This window comes from Streptomyces sp. N50, from assembly GCF_033335955.1.
GTDB lineage: Bacteria > Actinomycetota > Actinomycetes > Streptomycetales > Streptomycetaceae > Streptomyces.
In genome coordinates this window covers 7,733,293-7,757,313 of record NZ_CP137549.1, presented here as the reverse complement: position 1 = coordinate 7,757,313, position 24,021 = coordinate 7,733,293, and the positions used below count along the sequence as shown (strand labels likewise).

Here is a 24,021-nt window from a genome sequence, read left to right as displayed (position 1 = left end):
CTTCGGCTGACGGAAGGGGAGTTGGCGGTGCGGTCGGGGATCGCGCCGCCAACTCCCTTTGTGGTCAGGCCCGTCGCGTAGGCGCCGCCGCAGTCGGCGGTACAACGCCCCCGCCGCCCTCCGTGCGCCAGGCGTCGGCGAGTTCGGCGGGGAAGCGCCGGCCGCTGCGGGTGAGGACGACGCCGGGGGCGAGTTCGACCTCGTCGCCGGGGCGGAAGGACCGGTCGGTCCCCGGTGCCAGGGTCTCCCACGGGCCGGGCACGCCCTTGCGGCCTGCCCCGCGCATCCGTGTCCCGTAGGTGCTGACGTCACGGACCAGGACCGTCCCGCCGCGCGCGGAGACCGCCACGTGCCGTCGGCTGACCTGCGCGGCGACCTCCGGCGACAGCAGACTGTGCAGGGCGATGCCCGCCGGTCCCGGCAGCCGTCCGACGTGCGCCTCGGAACCCTCGTCGAGGGTGTAACGGGCCACGCGGGTACGGTCGATGACGACCTTGAGCTGGGCCGCGGCGGGCCTCGGGCCCTCGTCGGTCAGCGGAGTGCCGTGCAACTCGCAGGTGGGGACGCCGCGCCGCATCCGGGGCAGCAGGACGCGGTCGCCCCTGTGGATGTCGTAGAGCGTGCAACGCGGTTCCGGGCAGCGCCAGTTGCGCATGATGACCTGGGTCAGCGGGGTGCGGGCCGGACCGAGCAGGCCCTGCTTCTTGAGGGCCGCGAGTTCCATGCGGTAGGAGATCTCGGCCTCCGTGCGCACTCCCATGTCCATGGGGACGACAGCGACCGAGCCGTCGGGGCGGGGTTCCGGTCTGAGGAACTGCCAGGTGTTCCCCTGGATCCAGGGGTGTTCGACGCGATGGTCGACGTACTGGTCGCCCGTGACGACCCGGGTACCGGTCATCCGGGCCAGGTCCAGGATGCGTTCGTCGGCGTCGTCGACCTCCTCGACCAGCCCGTCCGCGACCCAACGGCGCAGCCTGCGCACCTCGGCCGGATCGCCGAACTCCCGGTGCCCGCCCAGCAGACTGGTGTCGGCGACCAGGTACACGGAGACGTCGGGGTCCCCGGTGAGTTCCATCAACGCCCGCAGCACGAGCCCGAGTCGGCGCAGCGAGCGCGGTCCCCTGGGGCCGATGGAGGTCTGGCGTACGACGTTGGAGAGTTCCAGCAGATAGTCGGCGGCCTCCGCCGAAGGGGTCAGATGATGTTCCATGCGCACGCCTCACAGTCCGACGGGACCTGCCAACTCCCTTGATTCTCCTCGCTCTTCGCCCATTTCCCTTGATCCCCTCGGACACTTCCCGATGACCGGCTCGCGCCGCTACGATCACACGCCTGGCGAGGGGGGCCGAACATCGTGAACAACGCTGGAAACGCTGACCACTTGAGACCTCTGGGCCCAGACGACCCACGGGACGTGGCCGGTTACCGGCTGCTCGCCCGCATCGGCGAGGGCGGCATGGGTTCCGTCTACCTCTCCCGCACGCGCGGCAACCAGCCGGTCGCCCTGAAGGTGATCCGCCGGGAGTACGCCGAGGACGAGGAGTTCCGCCGCCGCTTCGAGCAGGAGGCGGCCGCCGCCCGCCGCGTGCAGGGCTATCACATCGTCCCGGTCGTCGACCACGACACCACCGGGCCGCAGCCCTGGCTCGCCACCGTCTACGTCCCCGGCCTCGCCCTGGACCGGGTCCTCGCCCTGCACGGGACGCTCCCGCTGCCCACGGTGCTCCAGTTGACCGGCTGCGCGGCGGAGGCGCTGCACGCCGTGCACAAAGCCGGCGTGATCCACCGGGACATGAAGCCGGGCAACATCCTCATCGGCTCCGACGGCCCCTGGATCATCGACTTCGGCATCGCGCGGGCCGCCGACGCCACTCAACTCACCCGCAGCGGCGGGCTGATCGGCACCCCGCAGTTCATGTCGCCGGAGCACGCGAACGGGCAGGAACAGACCCCGGCCGCCGACATCTTCTCCCTCGGCCTGATCGCCGCCGTGGCCGCGACCGGCCGCCACCCGTACGGCGACTCCGGGGCCATCACGCTGGCCACGAAGATCGCCAACACCGAGTTCCGCCCGCCGGACCTCACGTCGTATCCCGAACCGCTGCGCACGGTTCTCGAACGCACCCTGGCAGCCGATCCTGCCGCCAGGCCCTCACCCTCCGAACTGGCCGCCCTGTGCGAGGAGTTGGCCGAGCGGTCACTGCGGGACTTCAGCGACTGGCTGCCGGCGCCCGTCGCGGCGGACATCGCCCGTCAGGAGCAACTCTCGGGCGAGCAGGGCGAGTTGGAGCGTGGGTTGGGGATGGCGGGCGCTGCCGCGGGAGCGGGTGCCGGAGCAGGTACCCCTGCCGGAGCCGGCGCCGCCGCGGCGGATGCGGGCGAGTCCGCGAGCGCTACTACCGTGCCTCCCGCCGGCGCGGCGGGCGCGACAACCGTGCCACCTGGTGCCGGAGCCCACAGCGCCGGTCCGTATGGTGCCGTGGCACCCGACTCCCACGCGCCCGGCGGGTACACGCCCACCCACGCGTCAGGCCCCGGCGAGCCGACTCAGCACGCCCCGACGCGCCAACCGCACCCGTCCTCCGGCCCCGCGCCCTCGTTCCCGCCGGAGACACCGCCCTTGGCCACCGCACCGGCCCGCAAGCGGACCCCGCTGGTCGTCGGCGCCGCCGCGCTGGCCGTGGTGGTCGTAGCGGCGGCGGCCTGGGTCCTCACCCGCGACGACGACAAGGACAAGGACACCGCCGCGAAAGGACGTGGCAGACAGACCGCCTCGTCGCCCGCCACCGCCACCACGTCACCCAGCACGAGCGCGACGCCGAGCGGCTACACCGCGGTCTTCAAGGCCAAACCCCTCACCCTGCGCGCCCAGTTCACGACGGGCCGCAGCTCCTACACCAACGTGGATCTGGACTCGCCGCAGATCGACACCCACGCCTCCAGCTCGACGACCGGAGCCGAGTTGCAGTACGCGGAGTGGGGCACCGCCCACACGCTGAACCTCGTGACGACCACGGGAAAGAGCGCGGGTCCCACCCCTGAGCAGTGCGCCGAGGGCGCGGCGGCGAACGCGCTGCCCTCTCAACTCGCCGATGCCGACCAGGGCAAGGAGCTGACCAAGGGCACGCTGCTGTGCACCGTGACGGACGAGAAGAACCTGGCGATGCTCGAGATCAAGGATGTCGTCGTCCAGAAGGACGCGTCCGGCGTCAGCGCCCGCGACTACGTCACCGAGCTGACTCTCTGGAAGACGGCCTGACCATCGGGCTGGAAGTCGGCTTGCCCTTCGGGCCGGGCAGCGGTTCACCGGGCTCGCGGTCGTCGTCTTCCGCTCGATTACCCTTCCGCCATGACCAGCAACGGAAGCCGCCCGCGCGATCACTCGGTGCAGTCCGTCGACCGGGCGGTGTCGATCCTGCAGGTGCTGGCCACGCGGGGACCCAGCGGCGTGACCGAGATCGCCGAGGAGCTGGGTGTCCACAAATCGACCGTGTTCCGGCTGCTGGCGACGCTGGAGTCACGGGGTCTGGTCGAGCAGGACACCGAGCGCGGGCGCTACCGCATCGGGTACACGATGGTCGAACTCGCGGCCGGGGCGAGCACGGTGAGCGATCTGTCCCTGCTGAGCCGTCCCGTCTGCCAGGAACTGGCCGCGGCCGTGGGCGACACCGTGAACGTGGCGATCCACGACGGGCACGACGTGATCAGCATCGACCAGGCGATCGGCGCGGCGGCGATCACGAGCATCGACTGGGTCGGCAGGCGCACCCCGATGCACGCCACCGGGGCGGGCAAACTCTTCATGGCGCACATGTCCCCCGACCGGGTCGCGGAGATCCTCGCGCGCGGGGTGGAGAAGTACACCCCGCACACCATCGTCGACCCGGCGCCCCTCGCGGCCGCGCTGGAGACGATCCGCGCGCGGGGCTACGCCACCACCAGCGAGGAACACGAGATCGGGCTGGCCGTGATCGCCGCCCCGGTCCGCGCGCTGGACGGCGAGGTCATCGCGGCCGTGACCCTGTCGGGGCCGACCTACCGGATCAACGAGGACACCGTTCCCGGTCTGGCGGAACAGGTGCTGGCGGCCGCCGCGAAGATCTCCTGGCGCCGGGGGTACGTGAAACGCGGATGAGCGCTGCGCGCACGGCGAGTTAACACGGCGGGCTCTTGACGCGTGGGGATACCCAGCTCCACCATTTGTTTCGTATCGCGGAGCTGTTTCGCATAGCGAAACGCCCCGCTCGGAGCTTCCCTGAGGAGCTGCTGTGCCCTCACCCACCGCCGGTCCCTCACCCGCCGCCGTGCCCGCACGCGTCCTGGATCCCCTGCTCCAGCCCTTCCGGCTCAAGCACCTCACCCTGCGCAACCGGGTGGTCAGCACCTCCCACGAACCGGCGTTCGGCGAGGACGGCCTGCCCAAGGACCGCTACCGGGCCTACCACATGGAGAAGGCGCGGGGCGGCGTCGGCCTCACGATGATCGGCGGCTCGGCGGTGGTCTCGCCCGACAGCCCGCCGGCGTTCGGCAATCTGCTGCTGTACCGCGACGACATCGTGCCGTGGCTGCGCCGGCTCACCGACGACGTGCACGAGGCCGGGGCCGCGGTGATGTGCCAGGTCACCCATCTCGGGCGCCGTACAAGCAACTTCACCGGCGACTGGCTCCCGGTGGTGTCGGCCTCGGCGCTGCGCGAACCCGCACACCGCGCCTTCCCGAAGGCCGCCGAGTCCTGGGACCTGGACCGGATCGTCACCGACTACGCGGCCGCGGCGGTCCGTTGCAAGGAGGGCGGCCTCGACGGCATCGAACTCGAGGCGTACGGCCACCTGTTGGACAGTTTCCTGTCCCCCGCGACCAACCACCGCGACGACGAGTGGGGCGGCGGCCTGGCCAACCGCCTGGCGTTCCCGCGCCGGGTGATCCGTGCCGTCCGCGAGGCCGTCGGCCCGGACTTCGTCGTCGGCATCCGGATGTCGCTCGACGAGGCACGCCCCGGCGGCCTCACTCGTGAGGAGGCACTCACCGCCGCCGAGCAATACACCGCCGACGGCGTCGACTTCCTCAGCGTCATCCACGGCTCCATCGAGAGCGACGCGTCCCTGGCGAAGGCCATCCCGTCCATCGGCACCCCCCTCGGGCCGTACCTGGACTTCACCGGCGAGATAAAACGCCGCCTCTCCGTCCCGATGATGCACGCGGCCCGCATAGCCGACGTCGCCACCGCGCGGCACGCCCTGCGCGAAGGACTGCTCGACCTGGTCGGCATGACCCGCGCGCAGATCGCCGATCCGCACCTGGTCGCCAAGGTGACGGCCGGCTAGGAGGACCGCATCCGGCCCTGCGTCGGGGCGAGTTACTGCCTCGACGCGATCTACGACTCCGGCGACACCAAGTGCATCCACAACCCGGCGGTCGGCCGCGAACTCCACGTACCGCACCTCATCACCGCCACAATCGGCCGCCGCAGAAGGGCAGTTGTGGTCGGCGGAGGCCCGGCGGGCCTGGAAGCGGCGCGCGTGCTCGGCGAACGCGGCCACGACGTCGTCCTGTTCGAGGCGGCCGACCGGCCCGGCGGGCAGATCAGGCTCGCCGCGTCCAACCCGCGCCGGGCCGACCTGATCCAGATCGTCGACTGGCGCCTAGCCGAGTGCAAACACCTCGGCGTCGACCTGCGCCTGGGCACATACGCCGAGGCCGAGGACATCCTCGCGGAACGCCCCGACCTGGTGATCGTCGCGACCGGCGGCCTCCCCAACCGCAGCTTCCTCACCTCAGGCCAGGACCTGGTCTCCGACACCTGGGACGTGATGACGGGCTCACTGCGCCGACCGCGCGGCGAGATCCTGGTCTACGACGACCACGGCGGCTACCCGGCGATGGACGCCGTGGAGGTCCTCAGCGCGCTGCCCGGCGTCCGGATCGAGTACGTCACCCCGGAACGCACCCTCGCGCCCGACGTCGGCAGCATGAACTCCCCTGCGTATCTAAGGGCGTTCACGGAACACGATGTCACCACCACGCTCGCCCGGCGGCTGCGCTCCGTACGCCGGACCGGGGACGGGCGGCTCACCGCGACCCTCTACAGCGAGTACACCGAGACGGAGACCGAGCGGACCGTGGACCACGTGATCGTGGAGCACGGAACCCTCCCGAACGACGAGCTGTACGTCGGACTCCTCCCCGGCTCGACCAACCTCGGCGAGGTCGACCACCGCGCCCTGCTGGCGTACGAGGAGCAGTCGGTGGTCCGCAACGAGGCGGGCGACTACCAGCTGTTCCGCATCGGCGACGCCGTGGCCGCCCGCACCGTGCACGCCGCGGTCTACGACGCGCTGCGGCTGTGTCTGCCGGTCTGAGCGTCACCCCGTCCGCACGTCAACTCCCCCGTCGTACCGGAGAGATGAGATGAAGCAAGCGACCCCCGACGTCGGCGACCTCGTCGCCCGACGCCCCGCCGGTCAGAGCCTCGAAGCACCGTTCTACGTGAGCGAGGAGTTCTTCGACCTCGACATCGAGGCCGTCTTCGCCCGGAGTTGGCTGTTCGTGGCCGCGGAGGCGGAGCTCCCCGAGCCCGGCGACTATGTGACGGTCGACATCGGGTCGTACTCGGTCATCGTCGTGCGCGACGACGACGAGGACGTACGCGCCTTCCACAACGTCTGCCGCCACCGCGGCGCGCGCATCCTCAACGAGGAGCGCGGCTCGGTGGGCAACATCGTGTGCGGGTACCACCGTTGGACGTACGGCGTGGACGGCAGGCTGCTGCACGCCGAGTCCCAGGCGCCCGGCTTCGACCCCTCGTGCTTCGGGCTGCGTACCGTGCACGCGCGCACAGTGGCCGGGCTCGTCTTCATCTGCCTGGCCGACGAACCGCCCACCGACTTCGACGAGGTCGCCGCCCGCATCGAGCCGTACCTCGCACCCCACAACCTGGCGAAAGCCAAGGTCGCCACGCAGATCGACCTGGTCGAGAACGGCAACTGGAAGCTGACCATGGAGAACAACCGGGAGTGCTACCACTGCGTGGGCCACCCCGAGCTCCAGGCCTGCTACTTCCCCATCTACGGCTACCAGGAGAAGGACATCCCGCCCGCGCTGCGCCCCGCCTACGAGCGCTTCCTCGTGGCCGACGCGGCTGCCCGCGAGACCTACGACTCGCTGGGCCTGCCGTACGCCGAGATCGAAGAACTGGACACCCGGGCCACCGGTTTCCGCATCCAGCGCGAACCCCTCGACCTCGCCGGGGAGTCGTACACCCCGGACGGCACGGCCGCGTGCACACGGCTGCTGGCGGACTTCCCCACGGCCCGCCTGGGCCGGCTGTCCATGCACATCCAGCCCAACTCCTGGTTCCACTTCATGGCCGACCACGCGATCACGTTCTCCACGATCCCGCTCGGCCCTGACCGCACCCTCGTCCGCACCACCTGGCTCGTGCACGCCGACGCCGTGGAGGGGATCGACTACGACCTCGACACGATGACGAAGGTGTGGCAGGCCACGAACGACCAGGACGCGGTGCTGGTGGCCCGCGCCCACCGGGGCATCAGCAGCCCGGCCTATCTGCCGGGCCCGTACGGCCCGACGGAGGAGCAGGTCGAGGCGTTCGTCAACTGGTACGTGACCCGGCTCAAGGCACACCTGGAGCGCCGGCCATGAGCGAGACCGAAGAGCTGCTGGTCTGCCGTCAGGTGCACCCGCTCACCCACGACGTCACCACGTTCGTCTTCGAGTACGCCGAGCCCCGGCTGTTCCGGCACGACCCGGGTCAGTTCCTGACGCTGACCCTCGACATCGACGGCCGCCCGGTCCAGCGCTGCTACACGATCTCCTCGTCGCCCACCCGCCCGTTCCTGCTCTCGATCACGGTGAAGCGCATACCGGGCGGGCTGGTGTCGAACTGGCTGCACGACCATCTGCGCCCCGGAGACACCGTGTTGGCGCACGGACCGCTCGGCGAGTTCAGCACGGCCCGGCATCCGGCGCCCAAGTACCTGTTCCTGTCCGGGGGCGTCGGGGTGACGCCGTCGATGTCGATGACCAGGACGCTGTACGACCTGGCCGACCCCGCCGACGTGGTGTTCGTGCACAGCGCGCGGACCCCGGCGGACATCGTCTTCCGCCATGAACTCGACCTCATCGCCGCCACCGCGCCCAACATCCGGGTGGTCCACATCTGCGAGGAGGACCGCCCGTACGCACCCTGGGGCGGATACCGCGGCCGCCTGACGATCGAGACGCTCCGCCAAGTCGCGCCGGACTTCCAGGAGCGGGAGGTCTTCACCTGCGGTCCCGCCCCCTACATGGCCGCCGTACGGCAGATGCTGGCGGACGCGGGCCTCGACATGGACCGCTACCACGAGGAGAGCTTCACCTTCGAGACACCGGCCGCGCAGGCCGAGGCCTCGCCGACCAGCGCTGCGGATACCGGTTTCAAGGTCGAGTTCACCCGCAGCGGGCGCACCCTCGACTGCGACCCCGACACCTCGCTCCTCGCCGCCGCGTCCCGAGCCGGCCTCAGCCTGCCGGCCTCGTGCGCCCAGGGCATGTGCGGCACCTGCAAGGCGACCCTGCTCTCCGGCTCCGTCGACATGCAGCACAACGGAGGCATCCGGCCCGCGAGATCACCCAGAACAAGATCCTGCTGTGCTGCTCGAAGCCGCTGGAGGACGTCGTGATCGACGCGTGAGGACCATCCCAACTACCCAGGTTTCTTGGGCAAGTTGGGCGGACGGCGACGACCGTTGGTCAGCCGACCTGCCGATCGAACGCCTCGTACGCCGCCTCGTCGAACAGCACGAACGTGACCTCCTCGACCGACGTCTCCGCCTCCCGAACCGTCTCTACGGCGATCCGCGCCGCGTCGTCCATCGGCCAGCCGAAGATCCCGGCGGACACGGCGGGGAACGCGACCGTACGGGCGCCGAGTTCGTCGGCGACGCGCAGCGACTCCCGGTAGCAGGAGGCGAGTTGGGCCGAGCGGTCCTCCTCGCGGGAGTACACCGGCCCCACCGTGTGGATCACCCACCGCGCGTCCAGTTCACCGGCCGTCGTCGCGACCGCCTTGCCCGTGGCGAGCCCCTTGCCGTAGTGCGAGGCGCGGAGCTTGCGGCAGTCCGCCAGGATCGCGGGGCCGCCCCGCCGGTGGATCGCGCCGTCGACTCCCCCGCCGCCCAGGAGTGAGGAGTTGGCCGCGTTGACGATCGCGTCGGCGCTCTGGCGGGTGATGTCGCCCCGGACGAGGGTGATGGTGACGGCGGTCATGACTGCCTCAGTCTGCGCCAGACGGCCTTCGCCGCGTTGTGTCCCGACATGCCGTGCACTCCGGGGCCGGGCGGGGTCGCCGAGGAGCAGATGAAGACGGCCGGGTGCGGGGTGCCGTAGGGAGAGAGGGAGAGCTTCGGGCGGAGCAGGATCTGGAGTCCGGAGACCGCGCCGGTGCCGATGTCGCCGCCCACGTAGTTGGCGTTGCGGGCGGCGAGTTCGGGTGGGCCCGCGGTCGCGCGGGCGAGGACGCGGTCGCGGAACCCCGGGGCGAAGCGCTCCAGTTGGCGTTCGAGGGCGTCCGTGAGGTCGCCGGTCCAGCCGCTCGGGACGTGGCCGTAGGCCCAGAAGACCTGCTTGCCGGCCGGGGCGCGGGTGGGGTCGACGATGCTGGGCTGCACGGTGATCATGAACGGCTTGTCGGGGGCGCGGTTCTCGCGGGACGCGGCGCGCAGGGCGGTGCCGATCTCCGTGCTGTCGGCGCCGATCTGGACCGTGCCGGCGGTGCGCGCCTCCTTGGCGGTCCAGGGCACCGGGCCGTCCAGGGCGTAGTCGACCTTGAACACCCCTGCGCCGTAACGGTAGTTGGCGTAGTAGTCGCCGAAGCCCGCGATCTTCGCCAGCGCGGTGGGCGAGGTGTCGAAGACGTAGGCGCGGGCCGGGGGGAGGTCGTCGAGGCGCTTGACCTCGTAGTCGGTGTGGATCTCGCCGCCGAGGTCCTTGAGGTAGGCGGCCAGGGCGTCCGAAATCGACTGGGAGCCGCCGCGGGCCACCGGCCAGCCACGCGCGTGTGCCGCCAGCGCGAAGACCAGGCCGACCGCGCCGGTGGCGAAGCCGCTGAGGGGAGCCATGACATGGCCGACCAGTCCGGCGAACAGGGTCTTGGCACGCTCGTCCCGGAAGCGGCTGGTCAGCCAGGTCGACGGGGGCAGGCCTGCCAGGCCGAAGCGGGCGAGGGTGACCGGGTCGCGCGGCAGCGCGGTGCGCGGCAGGGACATGAAGTCGCGGACCAGGGTGTCCCACTTGGGGAGGAAGGGCTCGACCAGCCTGCGGTACGCGCCCGCGTCACGCGGTCCGAACGACGCGGCCGTCTCCGCGACCGACCGCGACAGCACGGCCGCGCTGCCGTCGGTGAAGGGGTGCGCCATGGGCAGCTCGGGGTGCAGCCACTCCAGGCCGTAGCGCTCCAGCGGCAGGGCGCGGAACGCCGGGGAGTTGATGCCGAGCGGGTGTGCCGCCGAGCAGGGGTCGTGCCGGAAGCCGGGGAGGGTCAGTTCCTCGGTGCGGGCGCCTCCGCCCACGGTGTCCCGGGCCTCGAACACGGCCACGGAGAAGCCGCGCCGGGCCAGCTCCACGGCGGCCGTCAGTCCGTTCGGCCCCGCACCCACCACGACCGCATCGAGCATCGACGGCACCTTGGGACCCCTTCGTCAGCCGGTGGCAACTCGAGGTCAGGATATGCCGCGGGACTGACAACACCGGGGCCAGCCCGTCCAGTGTGCGGAACCCGTGACCCTACGACGCCCTCAGCAGCTCCATCACGCGCCGCGCGGTCGCCGCGTCACGGGCCGCCGTGAACGGCAGCGCGTTGCCACCGGTGATGCGGAACGGCTCGCCCGTGAGCGTGAGGTGGGCGCCGCCCGCCTCCTCGACGAGGAGCAGGCCCGCCGCGTGGTCCCAGGCGGCCTCCCAGGAGAACGCGACGGCGTCCAACTCGCCCCGGGCGAGGGCGAGATACTCAAGGCCGGCCGAGCCGCACGGGCGCGTGTGCACACCGTCCGCCCACAGGCCGAGCAGGGCGCGCTTCTGGGCGTCCGTCGTGTAGTCCGGGTGGGAGGTGGCCACTTCCAGGTCCCGGGCGGGTTCCGGGGCACCGGAGCGCAGCTTGACGCCGTCGAGGAAGGCACCGCCGCCCCTGACGGCCGTGGCCATCTGGTCGCGGGCGGCCGCGTAGGTCCAGGAGGCCAGCAGCTCCCCGTGCCGGGCGAGCGCGACCAGGGTGCAGAAGCCGGTCTCGCCGCGCACGAACTGCCGTGTCCCGTCGACCGGGTCGACGATCCAGACCGGGGCGTCGCCCTGTATCGCCTCGTACGTCTCCGGGTCGGCGTGCACCGCTTCCTCGCCGACGACCACGGAGCCGGGGAGGAGGGAGCCGAGCACCTTCGTCAGATACCGCTCGGCGTTGCGGTCCGCGTCCGTGACCAGGTCGTGCGGGCCGCTCTTCTGGTCGACCTCGTGCGCCGCGAGCTGCCGGAAGCGGGGCATGATCTCGGTGGCCGCCGCCTGGCGGATGGCCTCTTCGACGTCGGTGGTGTGCTGTACGAGAAACTCGTCGATGGTTTCGGTGTCTTCGATCATGCCTCCATGAGAGCACGCGTCACTGACAATCCCCACCCGCCCGGTGCACACCGGGTGGAATCACCATGAACACCCGGAGCCGGAGATCACCGGGAGCAGCCGTCCCGCGGCGGAGGGTCAGCGCCCCACGGCATACCCCTGCATGCCTCGCGGATTCGCCGCCGCCGACAGGATCCCGGCCTCCGGGTCCCGGGCGACCGCGCACAGCCGCCCCTCGGACCACGCGTCGCCGACGGTCACGTCATGTCCGCGTCGCCGCAGCTCCTCCACCACGGCCTCGTCCATGCGGGCCTCGACGGTGACGCTCCCGGGCCGCATGCCGCGCGGGTAGAAGGAGCCGGGGAAGCTGTCGTTGTGCCAGTTCGGGGCGTCGATCGCGCCCTGGAGGTCGAGTCCGCCGCGTGCCTTCGCGCGCGTGGCGACCGCCAGGAAGAAGTGCAGCTGCCACTGGTCCTGCTGGTCCCCGCCGGGCGTGCCGAACGCCAGGACCGGCACGCCGTCGCGCAGCGCGATCGACGGGGTGAGCGTGGTGCGCGGACGGCGGCCCGGGGCAAGGGAGTTGGGCAGGCCGGGCTCCAGCCAGGCCATCTGGAGCCGGGTCCCGAGGGGGAACCCCAGCTCGGGCACCACCGGGTTGGACTGCAGCCAGCCGCCGCTGGGCGTCGCCGCGATCATGTTGCCCCACCGGTCGACGACATCGAGATGGCAGGTGTCGCCCCGGGTACCGCCGTCGGCGCTCACCCGCGCGACGGTCGGCTCCCCCGCCCCCAACGGATCGAAGCCGGACTCCTTGGGCGCCACCACGCGCGCGTGCCCGCACAGCCGCGGAGCGCGCCCGCCAGGACTCCCGGGCCGCAGCTCGTACGACGCCTTCTCGCCGATCAACTCCCGCCGCGCCGCGTTGTACTCCGCCGACAGCAGCTCACCCAGCGGTACGGCGTCCTCGCCCGCGTCCCCGTACCAGGCCTCCCGGTCGGCCATCGCGAGCTTGCAGCCCTCGATGAGGAGATGGACGTAGTCGGCGGACTCGTAGGCGGGCAACTCGGCCGGGAGCAGCGCGAGTTGCTGGAGGAAGGCCGGGCCCTGGCTCCAGGGGCCAGCCTTGCAGAGCGTCCAGCCGTTCCAGTCGTAGGTCGCCGGGGCCTCGTAGGACGCGGACCAGGAGGCCAGGTCGGCGGCCGTGAGGGTGCCGGTGTGGCGCTCGCCGCTGGTGTCCATGGTGGGGCGTCCGGCCTGCCGTACGAGGGCGTCGGCGATGAACCCGGACCGCCACACCTCCCGTGCCGCCTCGATCTGGGCCTCTCGGTCCCCCGCCCCGGCGACATCGGCGAGGAGTCGCTTCCAGGTGGCGGCGAGGGCGGGGTTGCGGAACAGCTCGCCGGGCCGGGGTGCCTTCCCCTCGGGCAGGTACACGTCCGCCGACGTGGTCCACTCCGTCTCGAACAGTTCCCGTACTGCCTCGACGGTCGCCCCGACGTTCTCCACGCACGCGTGGCCGTCCTCGGCGTACCCGATGGCGTACTTCAGGACGTCGGCCAGGGACTTCGTGCCGTAGTCCCTGAGGAGGAGCATCCAGGCGTCGAAGGCGCCGGGGACGGCCGCCGCGAGGGGTCCCGTACCGGGTACGAGATCCAGACCGAGTCCCCTGTAGTGCTCGATCGTCGCTCCGGCCGGGGCGACACCCTGGCCGCACAGCACCCGCACCTCCCCGCCCGCCGGGGCGAGGAGGATGGGCACCTCACCGGCGGGTCCGTTGAGGTGCGGTTCCACGACGTGCAGCACGAACGCCCCGGCGACGGCGGCGTCGTACGCGTTGCCGCCGCCCTCCAGGACGGCCATCGCCGACTGCGAGGCCAGCCAGTGGGTGGTGGACACCATGCCGAAGGTGCCACTCAGAGTGGGACGAGTCGTGAATTGCATATCTGACCTCGGTGTTTGTATGTGTTGGTCGGCTACCCCGACCCCGAAATCGGCCGTGGGGGGAATCTGGGGAGAATGAGCGCGAGGCCATCTCCTCCAGGTAGACCCGTTACTCTCTCGTTCTTGGACAGGCTGTTGAGGCCCGAAACTGCTGCGCTCGCGGAGTCCACGTGCGCAGCGGACCGGCGCCAACCCGTCTCACCAGGCCAAATGGGTCCTCTTGGTCGGCATCAAAATCTTCTGTTGCACGCGGGCCCGACCCGCGAGGTCCTGGCCGCCCCGCAGCACGCGTACACCCGTCAACTCCAGGCCAACACACCGAGCTTGACGACCGCCCGGCCCCGCACCGCGGAAGGTCCGCGCACCAGGAGGCTCGCGTAGGCGTGCACGCCGACGATCCCGGCCTCGCGCATCACGCGCAACCGGATGAAACAGTCGTACAGGCACCTCACGTACCGGCTCAGCAGGACCTCGACGCTGTTGCCGGCCCGCTGCGCGACCTCTGCCGGGTCCGCGCACAGCCACGTGGACAGCGCCGAGTGCCGCAGATCGTACGGCCGCTTCGCGAGCGGGGTGCCAGTGAGTGGCGGAGACAGGGCAAGCAGGAGCGGTTCCAGGCCCGCCGCCGCCACCGGCTCCGATAGCGTGAGCTACAGGACGCGGCGTGGTCAGGACGGATCTGTCGGCGTCTCTGTGTCGGGCGGTCGGTGTCGTGTTGGTGCCGTCAGGTGCCGCTTGGCGGCCTGCTTGGCCGTCCAGCGCCGCCGCAGCCAGTCGCCGGCCTCCCCAACGGCGACAAGGAAAGCCGACGAGGCGGTGCACTGCGCGATGGAGGCGGGCTGGTCGAGCGCCTTGCCCAGGAGCCAGAGCACGAGGGCGATCAGCAGCCACCAACAGGCAAGTGACCAGGTGAGGCGCCACAAGCGCGGCCCGCCGGTCACGGGGTGACGTTCCTGGCTCGGATTGGGGCCGGGGCAATGCACATGCAGCCCACTGCGGCCACGACACCTGCGGCGGTGGTAGCGACCAGAATGATCGCCGGCGGGGCCTGGATGGGTATTCGGCCGCCGACCAGAGCCAGGCCGGCTGGGAGCAGGACGAGGGAGAGGACGACGAGGCCGATCCAGTGCCTGGTCATGGGTGCGAGGACTCCTGTGGTGTGCGGGGCAGGTCAGTTCAGGCGAGTGGCAGGACGCGATGCACTCCACACTCCGGATCGCCGACAAGCCATGAAACGGCCTGTAAGTAGCATTGCGCCCTCTACGGCGTGCAGAGGCCGGCCTCCCGCCGGTGCCGACGTCGGCCGCGAAATTCCCTGAGCGACAGGAGGACGACTGCGAGGTTCAAGGGGAAGGCAACTGCGTTCGCCACATCCGGGATGCCGAAGGCGCGCAGAAGGCTTGCTCCGGCTGCGAGCAGAAAGAGTGCAAGCGGCAAGAACCTGCGCCACGTGGGAATTTCGCGCATCCGGGCGACAGTGACGGAGCACCACAGAGTGAGGCAGAAGAAGGCGATTCCGAAAGCAGCGACGGCGGGAAGCATGCGAGACATCTCCACGAGGGCAGCCGGGACCGGTGCAGGGAACGAACTGGCCCGCGGCTTTACGGATGAGGGGCAACGAGGTGGTGCTCCGCGACGGCTGTCGCGGAGCACCACCCTAGGCTCTGCACGTCAGGTCGAGGTCAGCCCTTCGTGTAGACGATGCGGTAGCTGGACACGTAGCGCCACGAGGTTCTTGTCCAGCTCCAGGCTCCGGTCCGTGTCCACTTGATTCCGCTCCATGCGATGCGGTGCGTGGTGCGGTCGCGGTAGGAGTACTGGTAGCGCGTTTCGTGGGTCGCCAGGATCTTCTGCCTGCCCCAGCCGTACCAGGCCACGACCTTGCATGTGAAGACGTACTGCTTGCGGTAGCGGTACTGCCGCTTCCACGCGCTGATGGGCACCGGCCCGTAGTCGCCGCTCAGGACGTCCATGTACCAGTGCCAGTTGACGTTCTGCCAACTGCTGTAGCTCCAGTGGGTGGTGCGCAGGACCGTGGTGAAGCTGCGTCCGGTCCAGGCGTGCTTGGGTACACGGCAGGTCGCGCAACCGGTGACGTCGTCGTTGTTGACGGGGTCGGCGCACGCGTAGTCGTAGGCGTTGCAGCTTCCGCCGGGCAGTGGGTCGGCCGACAGGAAGCGACCGGTGGTCGGGTTGTACAGGCGGACGCCCATCAGTGTGAGGCCGGTGAGGGTTTCCGTGGACCGGTGCATGCCGCCGTGCCAGCCGTAGCGGATCGCGCCGGCGGTGTTCGTGCGGTTGCCGAACTCGTCGGCGCTGAGCACGGTGGGGGCCTGTCCAGCCGTGGTGGGCAGTTGCATCACCACGTCACCGTGCAGGTTGACCAGTTGCAGAACGGTCGAGCCGGACTTGGCGGTGGTAGCCACCAGTTGCCCGTCAAATCCGTTGACGTTGCGGGTGAGCGCTGCGGTGGCGGTGTCCTCCACGGTCCAGCGCGGGGTGTCCGCGTCGGAGTTGTAGTGGTTGACCTTGGACTGGGTCTGCGCCCAGCTGCCGGAGGAGTTGGATTCCACGGTCCAGCCGCGGAATCGCAGCTGGGAGTCGAGGGTCCAGGTCTGCCGCTGGGTGTCCGCGGTCTGCTGGCGCACCAGGTCGTTGGTGTAGTACGCCAGTGTGGTGCCGGGAGCCGCGATGGTGCGGCCGAAGGCGTCGTAGGTGTAGCCGGAGTCCACCAGTCGGTCGGCGCTGTCGTAGGTGTGGCTGGTGGTCGTCGCGCCGGTGGTGGTGCAGGCCAGGCCGGGTTCGGCGGCGGCTGTGGCCAGTGTCTTGCGGTTGGCGTTCTTGTCGAGGGTGTAGCTGCGGGTGACGCAGACACTGTCGACGGTGTCGTCCTCCGCCCGTACGAGCCGGCCGGCCTTGTCGTACCGGTAGGTCTGGCCGGAGGTCTGGCCCAGCGAGCCGGTATAAGAGGAACGCTGGCCGTGGACGGTGGGGATGAGGGTCTCGGAGAAGAGCACCTCGCCATCACTGTCGCGGGTGTACGTCCGCTGCATCGCCATGCCGGCGGGGTTGGTGGTCTGGCTCATGGTGTAGCCACCCGGCAGCTTCTGGCTGCTCACCTGTCCGTCGGCGTCATAGCGGACGCTGAAGGTACCCGCGACGGAGTCCGTGATCGATGTGGGCAGGCCGCGAGGGTCGGTGGCGGCGTCGTACGAGTAGCTCGTGCTGGAGGGCACGTTGTCGCTGACGAGGACCGCATGGCCTTCGGCGTTGTACTGGCTGGTGGTCACCCCTCCGTCCGCGTCGGTGTAGGAGATGAGGCGGCCGAGCTTGTCGTACGCCTTCTTGATGGTTCCGCCGCCGGTGGAGGTCACCTCGGCCACCTTGCCGCTGGCCGAGTCGTAGGTGGTGGTGACCGCGGGAATGGCGGTGCCGGCGCCTCCGGTGATCGTCACCGTCGACGTGCGGCCCGCGTCGTCGTATGCGGTGGTCGTCACCCTGGTGGTGCTGCCCGCGGTCTCCGTGAGTTTGGAGGTCTCCTCCCACCGGTCGTACTCGGCGGTCGTGGTCACCAGCTGGGTCGGGTTGGATCCCCCTCCGGTGATCGCCGCGGCGGGCCGGGTACGGCACACCTCGTCGGCCCACTCGGGCCTGCCACCGCAGACACCGGTGCCGTCGCCGGTGTAGTAGTCCGTGATCAGCGTGCCGGCGTCGGATCCGGTGGAAGCGGGCCGGCTGCGCGTGATCTGACGGCCCGCGGTGTCGTAGGTGGCCTTCTCGGTGATGGCCAGGCCGCCCGGATCCTGGATGGTGGTGGTGGGCTCGCCCACAATCCAGTCGTACACGGTCTGGGTCACTCGGGCATCAGCCATGAGCGCCGGCCAGTTACGCGGCTGGCCGCCCTCGGTACGCTTGGTGATCTTGTCCGAGATGGTGGCCGTGCCGTCTGTCGGACGGCCGTCGTCGTACTCGCTCACGGTGCGGTGACGCACGATCGCCTGGTCGCCTGTGGCCAGCACAGTGGTGGTGCCGTCCTTCAGCTCGGCGTCCAGGACGACTCGGTGCAGCGGGCCGAGGGTCTCCACTTCTCGGGAGCCGTCGGCGTTGTAGGTGCCGCGGTTGGACAGGAGCTCGGCGCGCTCCGCCACCGGCAGACCCGCGATACCGAGGTCGGCCAACTGGGCCTTGTCGGCGTCGGTGGTGCCCATCGCCAGAGCTCGGTTGGCGGCGGACAGCTCCCGGACCGCGTTGCCGAACTGGTCGTACTCGGTGGTGGTGACGTTCTTGGCCGCGTCCAGGGTGTTGACCTCACGTCCTGAGGCGTTGAGGTAGTGCACCAGAGCCCGACCGTAGTCACCCGCCGCAAGGGAAGCGCCGCTGTGCGAGGCCGGGACCGACCCCGTCGGGAAGACCGCTGCGGCGTCCGAGGGAGCGTCGAGCTGCCCCCAGGCCGCCACGTCGCCGGTGCCCATGGCCTGGGGGGCCTTGGTGCCGGTGAGCGGTACGCCATACACGACCGACGTCTGGGCCGTGCCGCCGTCCAGTTCGCCGGCAGAGCCAGCCTTGAGCGTAGGACGGGATGCCTTGAGCAGCATGCCGTCACCGGACACGGGATCGGTGCCGACCTTGCCATAGGTGAACGTCCAGGCCAGCTGGCCCGGCGGAGTGAACTGGGTGACGCGGCCCGCTGAATCGTAGGCGTACGTCGTCTTCAGAGCCGGGGAGACTCTGGGGTCCCATGTCTCCCGCAGGCGTCCGGCGTCGTCGTAGGCGTACTTCGCCACGCTCGTCGCGGTGGATGCGGTAGCGCCAGGGGTGGTCGCCCACGCCCGGATCTCGGACACCTGGTCCTTCACGTTCCCGAAGGCCGTGGCGGTGGCGGTGGTCGAGGTCGCGTAGACGAATTCCAGGACGCGGCATCCGCGGGTCGCCGGATCGGCCTCGCAGGCCCCGACAGTCACCGCGCTGGTGGCAGCGATCACGCGCTTGGGACGGGCCAGGACCTTGCCGTCGACGGTGACCGCCTCGGAGATCACTTCGGTCGTCGAGTTGGCCTGGCCGTCGACCAGAGACCGGGAGACCGTCCAGGCCGCGGCGGAGGAGTTGACCCGACTGAAGGTGGTGACATTGCCCTCGGTGTCCGAGAGGGTGAAGTCGCCGCTGGTGAATATGCCCTTCAGCGTGAGGTTCTCGGCGCCCGGCTCCGGGACCCAGCCGGTCTTGGCCGAGTTGGCGGAGAAGGCGAGAGTCTCCCCGTCGGCGGTGACGACGTCGAGCGAGGTCTCCGAGGTCTTGCGCAGCTCGGAGTAATCGGACTTGACGGCCTGCGCGGTGGTGCCGGCCACCCACTCCTTGCCGAAGACGGCCGCCTGTCCGTCCTGCGCCGCCCCGCCCTGCGGGGTGCGGGAGGACGCGCTGCGGGTCACCGTCATGTCGAGCACGGAGACGTCGGTGCCGGACAGGGTGTAGTCGCCGGTGAGGAGGTTCAGCGAACCCGGCCCGACCTCACTGGCGGCGGCTCCGTCAGCGTTGCGATCCACCACCACCGACAGCGGTTGCGTCGCACCGGAGGCTCCGCCGGGGCCGGTGAAGTCGGCTTTGATCTGGGTCGAGCCGTCCGGGTCGACGGTGTCCGTGGTGTTCCACACGAGCGCGGCGTTCCTGCCGCCCGTCATCGACACCGGCCACGCCGTGAGCGCGGTGCCACCCGACGTCACGTCACCAGCGGGGATCTTCGCCCACGCGTCGGCCTCGGAGCGGCGCCAGGAGAAGGACACGGCGTCGTACTTGCCCGCCTCGGCCTCGGCGACCAGGGGAAGGCGGCGCGCGGTGCGCTCACCGTCGGCCGGCTGGATGAAGCCTCCAGGGCCGGCGTGGAAGGTGTACTCGACCGGTTCGGACTTGTTGTCCGCCTTGTCGACGGACCGCACCTGCAGGGTCTGGGTGCCGTCCTTCGGTGGAACGATGGAGAGGGACTTGTTGGCGGTGGATCCGCCGGTGGCCACCTTGGTCCAGGTCACGCCGTCAAGTGACCACTCCAGCCAGTTGTGGTCCGCGGCGGGTGGTGTGACGGTGAACGTGCCTGCCTGTCCCGCGCCCTTGACCCACTGACCCGACGGATAGTCCGTCGACGTGATCGTGGTCGGGGCGGAGGGTGCTTTGGTGTCGACGGTGAACGTCTTCCACGCCGACCAGCCGACGTTGAAGTGCGTCCCGTCGTACGGCGAGGTGCGGAATTTGTACGCCTTGCCGTCGCTCAGTACGCCGGACGCGACCGTGACCTCGGCGGCCTGGCCGGAGGGAACCCACGGAGAGACGAGGTACTCGCCGACCTTGGTGTCGGTCGCCGCGTCCCGTACTTCGAAGGTGCCGTTGACCTTGTCGCCGTTGGCGTCCACGAAGGTGTCCCGCAGTGTCGGGGTCGTGGTGTCGACGACGTAGGCGCCGCTGTAGGAGAAGTAGGGCGGCCCCGCCTCCTGCTTCGTACCCGTGCGCGGCCGGTAGTTGTAGTTCACCACCAGCTTCGGGGGGTTGGAGGCCGCGTTGGCGGAGTTGACCCGCTTCCACTGTGCGAAGACCGACTCGCTGGTGGCCCGGATCCCCATATGGCCACGGGTGGCCTTCGCCGAGGCCCACTCCTGGACCAGGGCCGTCACGTCGGCGTTGATCCAGCCGTCGGGCTGGGAGGCGCAGCCGGCGTTGCCGCGGGTCTCGGTAGAAGTGGCCTTCTTCGCCGTCATCGTCGGGCGGTTGGTCCACCTGCTGGAGGTGGATGCGGCGCCGGAGGACCACACCTCCCACGGGTAGGGATTGCAGTCGGTGTTGCCCGAGTGGAAGTTCCACAGAGACAGCTTCGCGTCGAGTACCAGCGAGTCCTGGATGGGCGAGGTGTTCCAGGAGATGAAGGACTGCGCCGTGCGCGGCGTGCCGTCGGCGTTCGTGGTGCCGGGGTGGCCGAGGTCCAGTTCGGTGTCGGCCGACCAGTCGACAGTCTCGCCCTGCTGCACGTATGTGTCGAAGACGTTGGACAGCGACGACGTCGACGGGTCGATCGTGACCGGGTAGGTGGTGTCCGGATCGGCGAGGAACTTCGCGTCCGGGGTGACCACCAGATCGACGGACGAGCCCTTCTGTACGACCTTCAGGCCGACCTTGGCCCGGTTGATGTGTTCACCGGAGCGCTTGTCCACGGTGGCGTCCCACATCACCGGTGCCGGCATGACGGCCCGCTTCTTGTCCTTCTTGTCGGTGAAGAGCACGCTGCCGTCGGCCAGTTGCCTGGCCTTGAGGCCCTTGGCCTTCATCGGCAGCGTGTAGGAGTACTCGCCCTCGGCAGGGCGCTCCTTGACCTCGACGTACTGCTCGAAGCCGGTCCGCGTCGCCTCCACGACGACGTCCGCGCCAGGGACGGCGTCGACGTACTCGGCGCGCGTCCCGTCGAGGTTCGGTTTCGGCAACCCGCCTTTCCACTGCAGGGTGATCTGCTGGTCGCCGTCGCCGAGCGTCACCAGGTCGGTTGCCTTGGCCCCGCGCGCGGCCCTCAGGGACGCGGCAGGCGTTCCGGTCCTGCCGGCCAGGCGCAGCCCGTCCGGGTGCGCCTTCGGCTCCACGCCGCCTGAGGTCTCCGTCAGCTGGACATCGACGTCGGTCCACTTGCCGTCCCGCTGGAACCGGATCGGCCCTGCCGCCAGCTCAGTGGTCAGACTGCCGTCCTTGTCGGCCCAGGTCGTCGACGTCTCGGTGCGCTCGCTCAGGGCCTCCACACGGTGCCCGGAGAGCCGCGCGGCGACGCGGGCCGACGGTATGTCGTCCGCCTGTACGACGGTGGGCTTCTTCGGCTCGGCGGCCTTCGCCTCTTGGCGCTGAGCAGAGAAGTCAAGGGCAACGGCGTCGCCTGTATTGGCGACCAGGAGGGCGGATTCGGCGGCCAGCAGCATCGCGGCAGCCGCGGCGATCCGCGGCACGGTCCGTCTGCGGCGGTGGAATGCGAGTACGGAGCCCCGTATGCGGGGCACGGCAGGTGTCATCGAATGGCATCCCTTACGGATCAGGACATGGGGGCGTCCGATCCGACCACCTCTACGATCACAAAAATAGTGAGATCTTCACCAATCCTGTGCACAACCCTTCGCGGGCCTCAGGGGTCTGATCTTGATGGCGGGGTACGCCCGTCGTAGGGCACTCCCGGAAGGCCAACGGCTCACGGGACAAGGCGGGGGACGGTGTGTGGTGCGTCGTATGCGGATGACTCAGGCCACCGGAGTCGCGTCGCTGTCCCTGACGGTTCTGGTCACGGGCTCGCTCACCCTGCTGGCCGTGGACGTGCTCGCGCAGCCGCTCAGCAAGGGAACGCTGATCACCGGGCTCATCCTGATGATCCTGCTGCCCGCCGTCCTGCTCGGCCAGTACGCCCCTCCTCCGTACCGTCTCCGGTACCGGTGGCGGTGGGGGCTGCTCGGCCTCCAGACGCTGCTCACCTATCTGCCGGTCCTGGTCTTCGAGTACTCCTGGCTCAGCCTCCTCGGCTTCCTCACCGGCGCGGTGCTGCTGACGGTGCCGCGCCCGGCGTCAGTCGTCATCGCGACACTGGTAGCGGCGAGCGGCCCCCTACTCGTGAACAGCAGTCTGGTGACCACGCAAAGCAGCGGAATGAGCGTGCTGGTGTCCACGGTCGTCACCGGCAGCAGCGTCTACGCAGTGGTCCACCTCGCCCTGCTCGCCGCGCGCCTCCAAGCCTCGCACAGCCAGACAGCCCGGCTCGCCGAGCATCGGGAGCGGGCCCGCATCACGCAGGACCTGCACGACCTGCTGGGCTCGTCACTCGTATCCATCGCCGTCCAGAGCGAGAGAGCCCTGACCCACACCCCGAGCGCCACACCAGGTCACCAGGCCCTGGGCGAGATCGCGGCACTGGCACGACGTACCCACCAGGAGATGCGAGGCATCACCAGGCATCGAGTCGCCGCTCACCTGCACACCGAAATCGCACATGCCCAAAGCCTCTTGTCCCGCGCGGGGATCGCCACGCGGACCACACTCCCGCCCCGGCTGGATCTCGCCGGCCCCTTGGCCCATTGTCTGAGCGCCGTACTGCGCGAGGCCACCGGCAACGTGCTGCAGCACAGCCAGGCGTCTCGCTGCGAAATCGAGGTGATGACCCGCGCATCCCTCCTACGGCTGTCCATCGACAACGACGGCGTACCACCCGGCGCGGAAGACCTTGGACCAGGCAGTGGACTGACGAACCTGCGATACCGCGTCCTGGTGTTGGGCGGCACGCTCGACACACATTCCCGTGACGGCCACTTCGTCATCACCGCCGAGTTTCCGCTAGATCCACCCATGGTGCTCGGCGACCCGAATCGCATCCACGACGGTGCGCGCGCGTAGCTTTCCCACCGCGGCCGACAGACGGTTGCGAACCGTACCCACGCCCAGGAAAAGATCAGCAGCGATCGACCGCGTGTCCGCGCCGCCCGCGGCGAGTCTGAGCACTTCCGCCTCACGCGTCGTCAGAGGAGTCGCCGTCCCCGCCGCCTCGGCGAGTTCCGGTGGCCGGATCACACGGCCCCCGGCAGCGACCGTGCGCACTGCCTGAGCGAGCTCCTTGGAAGAGACCGTCTTCAGCAAGAACCCCGAGGCACCGGCATCGAAGGCACGCTGCACATGGGCGGCCCTGTCCATAGCAGTCAGCATCACAATTCGGCAGGCCGGGACGTGCTTGGGCAGTTCACGCGCCAAGGCCAGCCCATCCATGCCAGGCAGATCGATGTCCAGCACAGCCACGTCCGGTTCGGCAGGTCCCACCATGCCCAGGGTCTCGTATGAGTTGGCCGCGTACCCGACGACCTCGATGCCGAACTCGCCGTCGAGGAGAGCGACCAGGCCCTCTCGGACAACTTGCATGTCTTCCACAACGAGCACCCGGATCATGCAGTGAATCCTCCAGTCCGATTTCAGCCCGCGCACTGCTCCATCCCAGCAGGATCGGGCCGCCATTCTCTGCCGGGCCCCGGCAGGACAGGCGGGTTACACCGAAGATCCCGGTCGCCACCATGGCATGGTCACCCATGACGCCGGTGTCCAGGCAGTCGAAGTCGCTCACCCGGGCGGTCGTAAGAACTCAGGAGCCCTTCGATGCGCTGGTTGTTGATGGACGGCCAGTCCTAGAGACACTTTGCGTACCGGCTCAGAAGGACCTCGACGCTGTTGTCGGTCCGCTGGGCGACCTCGGCAGGGTCGGCGCCCGCGCCCAGCCAGGTGGACAGCGCCGAGTGCCGCAGGGGCTTCGCGCCAGACCCAGTGGTAGGCGCTCTGGCTCAGGATGCCGCCTCGTTCACCGAGGAACAGCCGTCCGTCGTCGGCCGTGCCGAACGCGGTCACGCTCTCGCGCCACAGCGCCACCAGACGCGGCAGAGCCCACCGTGAAACCGCCACCGTGCAGCCCATAGTCGCAGGCAGGCGGCACTGTGCCGG

The 24,021-nt window shown here is 70.0% G+C and carries 16 protein-coding genes and 1 pseudogene; 7 read left to right on the top strand and 10 right to left on the bottom strand.

The features are described from left to right. Window positions 1–64 precede the first annotated feature (64 nt). Window positions 65–1,210, bottom strand: a complete 1,146-nt coding sequence (locus R2B38_RS34540; protein ID WP_318019733.1) for an FHA domain-containing protein — start codon at window positions 1,208–1,210, stop codon at window positions 65–67. A 246-nt stretch (window positions 1,211–1,456) separates the two neighbouring features. Here R2B38_RS34540 and R2B38_RS34535 point away from each other — a divergent pair, with 246 nt between their 5' ends. From R2B38_RS34535 to R2B38_RS34510, 6 genes are all read left to right on the top strand, one after another. Beyond that, complete coding sequence (locus R2B38_RS34535) at window positions 1,457–3,259, top strand: protein kinase domain-containing protein (RefSeq protein ID WP_411978603.1); 1,803 nt, start codon at window positions 1,457–1,459, stop codon at window positions 3,257–3,259. Between the two features lie 90 nt (window positions 3,260–3,349). Further along, window positions 3,350–4,135 carry an IclR family transcriptional regulator gene (locus R2B38_RS34530; protein WP_318019731.1) on the top strand — a complete coding sequence of 262 codons (786 nt, stop codon included), beginning with the start codon at window positions 3,350–3,352 and terminating at the stop codon, window positions 4,133–4,135. A gap of 133 nt (window positions 4,136–4,268) precedes the next feature. Then, the gene (locus tag R2B38_RS34525; RefSeq protein ID WP_318019730.1) at window positions 4,269–5,324 is read left to right on the top strand and encodes a hypothetical protein; all 1,056 of its coding nucleotides are present in this window, start codon (window positions 4,269–4,271) and stop codon (window positions 5,322–5,324) included. Between the two features lie 156 nt (window positions 5,325–5,480). After that, entirely contained in the window at window positions 5,481–6,359 is an 879-nt protein-coding gene (locus tag R2B38_RS34520; RefSeq protein ID WP_318019729.1) for an FAD-dependent oxidoreductase, read from the top strand. Window positions 6,360–6,408: 49 nt separating this feature from the next. Beyond that, window positions 6,409–7,662, top strand: a complete 1,254-nt coding sequence (locus tag R2B38_RS34515; RefSeq protein ID WP_318019728.1) for an aromatic ring-hydroxylating dioxygenase subunit alpha — start codon at window positions 6,409–6,411, stop codon at window positions 7,660–7,662. Then, window positions 7,659–8,681 (top strand): hybrid-cluster NAD(P)-dependent oxidoreductase, encoded by a 1,023-nt coding sequence (locus R2B38_RS34510; RefSeq protein ID WP_318019727.1) that lies wholly within the window; start codon window positions 7,659–7,661, stop codon window positions 8,679–8,681. The genes R2B38_RS34515 and R2B38_RS34510 overlap by 4 nt, the downstream gene beginning before the upstream one ends. Before the next feature lie 70 nt (window positions 8,682–8,751). On the opposite strand, the gene R2B38_RS34505 is transcribed toward R2B38_RS34510, so the two are convergent. The 8 genes and pseudogenes from R2B38_RS34505 to R2B38_RS34470 all read right to left on the bottom strand — a co-directional run bounded on the left by R2B38_RS34505 (window position 8,752) and on the right by R2B38_RS34470 (window position 21,482). Next, window positions 8,752–9,267 (bottom strand): O-acetyl-ADP-ribose deacetylase, encoded by a 516-nt coding sequence (locus tag R2B38_RS34505; RefSeq protein WP_318019726.1) that lies wholly within the window; start codon window positions 9,265–9,267, stop codon window positions 8,752–8,754. Further along, window positions 9,264–10,673, bottom strand: a complete 1,410-nt coding sequence (locus R2B38_RS34500) for an NAD(P)/FAD-dependent oxidoreductase (protein ID WP_318019725.1) — start codon at window positions 10,671–10,673, stop codon at window positions 9,264–9,266. The genes R2B38_RS34505 and R2B38_RS34500 overlap by 4 nt, the downstream gene beginning before the upstream one ends. A gap of 109 nt (window positions 10,674–10,782) precedes the next feature. Continuing rightward, on the bottom strand, window positions 10,783–11,625 hold the full coding sequence (locus R2B38_RS34495) for an inositol monophosphatase family protein (protein ID WP_318019724.1): 843 nt from the start codon (window positions 11,623–11,625) through the stop codon (window positions 10,783–10,785). Window positions 11,626–11,742: 117 nt separating this feature from the next. Next, the gene (locus tag R2B38_RS34490; protein ID WP_318019723.1) at window positions 11,743–13,545 is read right to left on the bottom strand and encodes a gamma-glutamyltransferase family protein; all 1,803 of its coding nucleotides are present in this window, start codon (window positions 13,543–13,545) and stop codon (window positions 11,743–11,745) included. Between the two features lie 299 nt (window positions 13,546–13,844). Continuing rightward, window positions 13,845–14,159, bottom strand: a pseudogene (locus R2B38_RS34485) (hypothetical protein); the annotation flags it as partial. 54 nt (window positions 14,160–14,213) lie between these two features. Continuing rightward, window positions 14,214–14,486 (bottom strand): hypothetical protein, encoded by a 273-nt coding sequence (locus R2B38_RS34480; RefSeq protein ID WP_318019722.1) that lies wholly within the window; start codon window positions 14,484–14,486, stop codon window positions 14,214–14,216. Next, entirely contained in the window at window positions 14,483–14,683 is a 201-nt protein-coding gene (locus tag R2B38_RS34475; protein WP_318019721.1) for a hypothetical protein, read from the bottom strand. Before R2B38_RS34475 ends, R2B38_RS34480 begins: the two co-directional genes overlap by 4 nt. 544 nt (window positions 14,684–15,227) lie before the next feature. Continuing rightward, the gene (locus tag R2B38_RS34470; RefSeq protein WP_411978602.1) at window positions 15,228–21,482 is read right to left on the bottom strand and encodes a DNRLRE domain-containing protein; all 6,255 of its coding nucleotides are present in this window, start codon (window positions 21,480–21,482) and stop codon (window positions 15,228–15,230) included. A gap of 301 nt (window positions 21,483–21,783) precedes the next feature. On the opposite strand from R2B38_RS34470, the gene R2B38_RS34465 reads away from it, so the two are divergent. Further along, the gene (locus R2B38_RS34465) at window positions 21,784–22,935 is read left to right on the top strand and encodes a sensor histidine kinase (RefSeq protein ID WP_318019719.1); all 1,152 of its coding nucleotides are present in this window, start codon (window positions 21,784–21,786) and stop codon (window positions 22,933–22,935) included. Here R2B38_RS34465 and R2B38_RS34460 read toward each other — a convergent pair. Continuing rightward, entirely contained in the window at window positions 22,876–23,478 is a 603-nt protein-coding gene (locus R2B38_RS34460) for a response regulator transcription factor (protein ID WP_318019718.1), read from the bottom strand. The two genes, R2B38_RS34465 and R2B38_RS34460, sit on opposite strands and share 60 nt — an antisense overlap. Window positions 23,479–24,021 lie beyond the last annotated feature (543 nt).